Source organism: Mycobacterium sp., from assembly GCF_050701515.1.
In the GTDB taxonomy this organism is placed as follows: domain Bacteria; phylum Actinomycetota; class Actinomycetes; order Mycobacteriales; family Mycobacteriaceae; genus Mycobacterium.
In genome coordinates this window covers 1-4,492 of record NZ_JBOGDB010000252.1, presented here as the reverse complement: position 1 = coordinate 4,492, position 4,492 = coordinate 1, and the positions used below count along the sequence as shown (strand labels likewise).

Genomic DNA, 4,492 nt, shown 5'->3' with positions numbered 1-4,492 from the left:
GGCCTTGCGGGTGTACTGCCTGGGCTTGGTGGCCGGTGCGGCCACCGCGGCGTCGTCGGCGGGGAGCGACATGTCCAGCCGGGTCTCGATGCGCTCGACCCGTTGCAGCAGAGCCGATTCCGTGTCGCTCGCCGACGGCAGTAGCAGCCGTGCGCATACCACCTCGAGCAGCAGCCGCGGCGCGGTGGCCCCGCGCATCTCACCGAGACCGGCGTGCACAACCTCGGCGTAGCGGGTGAGCGTCGCCGAGCCGATGCGCGTCGCCTGGTCGCGCATGCGGTCCAGCACATCGCCGGGCGCATCCACCACGCCGCGGGCGCCGGCGTCGGGCACCGCCTGCAGCACGATCAGGTCGCGGAAGCGCTCCAGCAGATCCGTGGCGAACCGCCGCGGGTCGTGGCCGGCGTCGATCACCGCCTCGACGGCGCCGAACAGCGCCGTGGCATCGCCTGCGGCCAGCGCGTCGACGGCGTCGTCGATCAACGCCACATCGGTGGCACCCAGCAGCGCCAACGCCCGCGGATAGCTGACGCGATTGCCCTCCGCACCGGCCAGCAGCTGGTCGAGCACCGAGAGGGTGTCCCGGGGCGAGCCGCCGCCGGCCCGGATCACCAGCGGATACACCGCGTCGTCGATCGCGACGTCTTCCTGGGTACAAATCCGTTCCAGCAACGCCCGCATGGTGCGCGGCGCGAGCAGCCGGAACGGGTAATGATGGGTGCGCGAGCGGATGGTCGGCAGCACCTTCTCGGGTTCGGTGGTGGCGAACACGAAGATGAGGTGTTCGGGCGGCTCCTCGACGATCTTCAGCAGCGCGTTGAAACCGGCCGTGGTGACCATGTGCGCTTCGTCGATGATGAAGATGCGATACCGCGACTGCGCCGGGGCGTAGAAGGCCCGGTCACGCAGCTCGCGGGTGTCGTCCACACCGCCGTGGCTGGCGGCGTCCAGTTCGATGACGTCGACGCTGCCCGGTCCGTTGGGCGCCAGCGCCACGCACGAGTCGCACACGTCGCACGGTGTCGCCGTCGGACCCTCCGCGCAGTTCAACGACCGGGCCAGGATCCGCGCCGACGACGTCTTACCGCAGCCCCGCGGCCCGGAGAACAGATACGCGTGGTTGATCCGCCCGGCCGCCAGCGCGGTGGACAGCGGCTCGGTGACGTGCTCCTGCCCAACCACGTCGGCGAAGGTCGCGGGTCGGTACTTGCGGTAGAGCGCCACGCTCAGCAGGCTACCGACGTGGTCCGACTAGTGAACACCTCAGTCCTTCAGCAGGGCCTCGGTGGCCGCCACCAGCGCGCAGGTGGCCAGGCCGTCGATCGCCTCGCGCAGGTCGGGCAGCGCAGGGAACGTCGGAGCGATGCGAATGTTCTTGTCTTCCGGGTCTTTTCGATAAGGGAACGAGGCGCCCGCCTCGGTGACGGCGATGCCCGCGTCCTTCGCCAGCGATACGGTGCGGCGTGCGGTACCCGGCCACACGTCGAGGTTGACGAAGTAGCCACCCTTTGGGTTGGTCCATGATGCGATCTTGGAGTCGTCGAGCCGGTCGGTGAGGATTTCCTGGACCAGCGCGAACTTCGGGGCCAGCAGCTGCTGGTGGCGCTGCATCTGCAGGCGCACCCCGTCGGCGTCGCCGAAAAACCGCAGGTGGCGCAGCTGGTTGACCTTGTCCGGGCCGATCGACTTCTTACCGGCGTACTGCAGATACCAGGCGATGTTGGCCAGCGATCCGCCGAAGAAGCTGACACCGGCGCCGGCGAAGGTGATCTTTGACGTCGAGGCGAACACCAGCGGCCGGTTCTGGTTGCCCGCGGCGGCGGCCAGGCCCAGCACGTCGATCTGTCGAACCGAGTCGTGGGTGAGCGTGTGCACCGCGTAGGCGTTGTCCCAAAACAACCGGAAATCGGATGCGGCCGTGCGCATCTGGACGAGCCGACGGACCGTTTCCCAGGAGAAGGTGACGCCGGTCGGGTTGGAGAACACCGGCACGCACCACATCCCCTTGATGGCCGGGTCGGCGGCGACGAGCTCCTCGATCAGATCGACGTCGGGACCGTCCTCGCGCATCGGGATGTTGATCATCTCGACGCCGAGGCTCTCGGTGATCGCGAAGTGCCGGTCGTAGCCGGGCACCGGACACAGGAACTTGATACCGGACTCGTCCTGCTCCTTTATCCAAGGCCGCGTCGAGTCCACCCCACCGTGCAGCAGCGAGTAGACCACCACGTCGTGCATCAGTTCGAGGCTGGCGTTGTTGCCCGCGATCAGGTTGGGCACCGGGATCCCGAGCAGCTCGGAGAAGATGGCCCGTAGTTCGGGCAGCCCATGCAGGCCGCCGTAGTTGCGGGTGTCGGTGCCCTCACCGTCGCGGTAGTTGTCGCCGGGCAGGCTCAGCAGCGCTTTGGACAGGTCGAGCTGCGCCGGTGACGGCTTGCCGCGGGTCAGATCGAGGTGGAGCTGCTTGGCCTGCAGGTCGGCGTAATTGGCCTGCTGCAACCCGTGCTGGGCCTGCAGTTCCTGACGGCCGAGGGACTGAAACGACACCATGCGCCTTTCGCCGTCGAGCCGTGGACCTCAATCAGGTGAGAAGGGGGACCCCGCGCACCCGCCAGAGCCCATTGACCCTTGCTGCCTTCCGGCCCTGGGGGAGTTCACAGGATAGACGCCGCGCGGGGTCCATCGCGAGTGTAATACGCGGTCGACGAACGACTCGACGGGCGCATTTTGGAGGTCGGTTACCATGGCCCGCGGAGGATTCGCCTAGTGGCCTATGGCGCTCGCCTGGAACGCGGGTTGGGTTAACAGCCCTCGCGGGTTCAAATCCCGCATCCTCCGCACTCGGCCCGGGGTGCGACCGGTGGGTATTCATCCCTGATCGCACCTTGGCCCAGAAAATCTGAGGAGGAGTATGGGCCGCAAAGTTGCGGTGATTTGGCACGCGTCGTTCTCGATCGGTGCCGGCGTCTTGTACTTCTTTTTCGTCCTGCCGCGCTGGCCGGAGCTGCTCGGCGACATCTCCCCGACGCTGGGCACCGCCCTGCGGATCGGCACCGGCGCACTGATCGGGCTGGCGGCGCTGCCGGTGGTGTTCACGCTGTTGCGCACCCGCAGGCCGGAGTTCGGCACCCCGCAGATGGCGCTGAACCTGCGAACGGCATCGATCGCGCTGCATGCGCTGAGCGGGCTGCTGATCATCGGGACCGCGGTCAGCGAGATCTGGCTTGATCTGGACAGCGCCGGGCGGTGGCTGTTCGGCATCTACGGCGCCGCCGCAGCGATTGCCCTGCTCGGGATCTTCGCGTTCTACCTGGCGTTTGTGGCCGAATTGCCGCCGCCTCCGCCGAAGCCGCTGAAGCCCAAGACGAAGAAGCGTCGCCGCGGCCGCCGCAAGGCCGAAGAGGCAGCCGAGACCGAGGAAGAGACCGCCGGCGAGGAAACCTCTGACGAGGGCGAAGAGCCGTCGGAAACCGAAGCGCCCGCCGAGTCCGAAGAGGAACCCGCCGAGGTCACCGTCGCGGACGACGCGGCCGACGAAACCGCATCCACCGACGAGGAGGCGTCCGAGGACGGCGAGGAGGCCGATACCACCGGTGGTGGACTAGGCAACCGCCGGCCAGCCGGCAAAACATCCTCGTGGCGCCGGCGCAGGCGCTCGCGCGGCGGTGTCGCCGTCGAGGATTAGCGCCTCATCGACAGGGGAACATCTCTGCCAGGATGTAATGAGATCCCGTTTCCCGCCGAAAGGCACCACATGCGCCGTTTTCACCCGCATCGCCCCTTGATCGCGCTTGCCGCGGTCGTGGCGCTGGTGGCACCCATCCACCCGGCGGTTGCCGCAGCGGCTCCGGTCGACGCCGTCGCCCCAGTGCAGCCAGCCGTCGTCCAGATCGACACGACGATCGACTACCAGAACGCGTTCGGAATGGGCGCCGGCATCGTGCTCAGTCCGGGCGGCGAGGTGCTGACCAATTACCACGTCGTGCAGGGCGCCGACGTCATCACCGGCCATAACGCCGGCACCGGCCGCAACTTTCCGGTCGACCTGATCGGCTACGACCGCGGACACGACATCGCCCTGGTGCAGCTCCGTGGCGCCGCGGACCTGCCGACCGCGCCGCTGGGCAACTCGGACCAGGTGGCGGTCGGCGACCCGGTCGTCGCTATCGGCAACGCCGGCGGACTCGGCAGCCCGCCGACCCACGAGGCCGGCAACGTGACGAACCTGAACCAGACCATCGACGCCAAGGACGCATTGACCGGCGCCTCCGACGAACTGACCGGGCTGATCGAGGTCGCCGCCAACGTCCGAGCGGGCGACTCGGGTGGCCCGCTGGTGAACGGCGCCGGACAGGTCATCGGCGTGACCACGGCAGCCACCGTGAACTACCGCTTCGACCCCGGCGGCGAGGGCTTCGCAATACCGATCAACCGGGCGCTGGCCATCGCCAACCAGATACGGTCCCGCGTGCCGTCTGACTCGGTGCACATC

General features: G+C 68.2%; 4 protein-coding genes, 1 tRNA gene and 1 other RNA gene. 3 read left to right on the top strand and 3 right to left on the bottom strand.

Annotated features, from left to right (window positions below):
• From ACRDU5_RS19325 to ffs, 3 genes are all read right to left on the bottom strand, one after another.
• The coding region (locus ACRDU5_RS19325) for a DNA polymerase III subunits gamma/tau (RefSeq protein WP_526616387.1) at positions 1-1,224 on the bottom strand (1,224 nt) is incomplete at its 3' end.
• Positions 1,225-1,263: 39 nt separating this feature from the next.
• On the bottom strand, positions 1,264-2,547 hold the full coding sequence (locus tag ACRDU5_RS19320; protein WP_526616385.1) for an aspartate aminotransferase type Ic: 1,284 nt from the start codon (positions 2,545-2,547) through the stop codon (positions 1,264-1,266).
• Positions 2,548-2,588: 41 nt separating this feature from the next.
• Positions 2,589-2,685, bottom strand: an RNA gene (ffs, locus tag ACRDU5_RS19315) — signal recognition particle sRNA small type.
• Positions 2,686-2,752: 67 nt separating this feature from the next.
• On the opposite strand from ffs, the gene ACRDU5_RS19310 reads away from it, so the two are divergent.
• The 3 genes from ACRDU5_RS19310 to ACRDU5_RS19300 all read left to right on the top strand — a co-directional run.
• Positions 2,753-2,838: transfer RNA gene (locus ACRDU5_RS19310), tRNA-Ser, on the top strand.
• A gap of 73 nt (positions 2,839-2,911) precedes the next feature.
• Positions 2,912-3,685: a lipid uptake coordinator LucA gene (gene lucA / locus ACRDU5_RS19305; RefSeq protein ID WP_526616384.1), complete on the top strand. Its 774-nt coding sequence runs from the start codon at positions 2,912-2,914 to the stop codon at positions 3,683-3,685.
• Positions 3,686-3,754: 69 nt separating this feature from the next.
• Positions 3,755-4,492: S1C family serine protease (locus ACRDU5_RS19300; RefSeq protein ID WP_526616383.1), on the top strand; the 738-nt coding region annotated here is incomplete at its 3' end.

Bases quoted from the DNA above. Each gene is read 5' to 3' on its own strand.
- lucA (WP_526616384.1), top strand. From the start codon at position 2,912: ATGGGCCGCAAAGTTGCGGTGATTTGGCACGCGTCGTTCTCGATCGGT.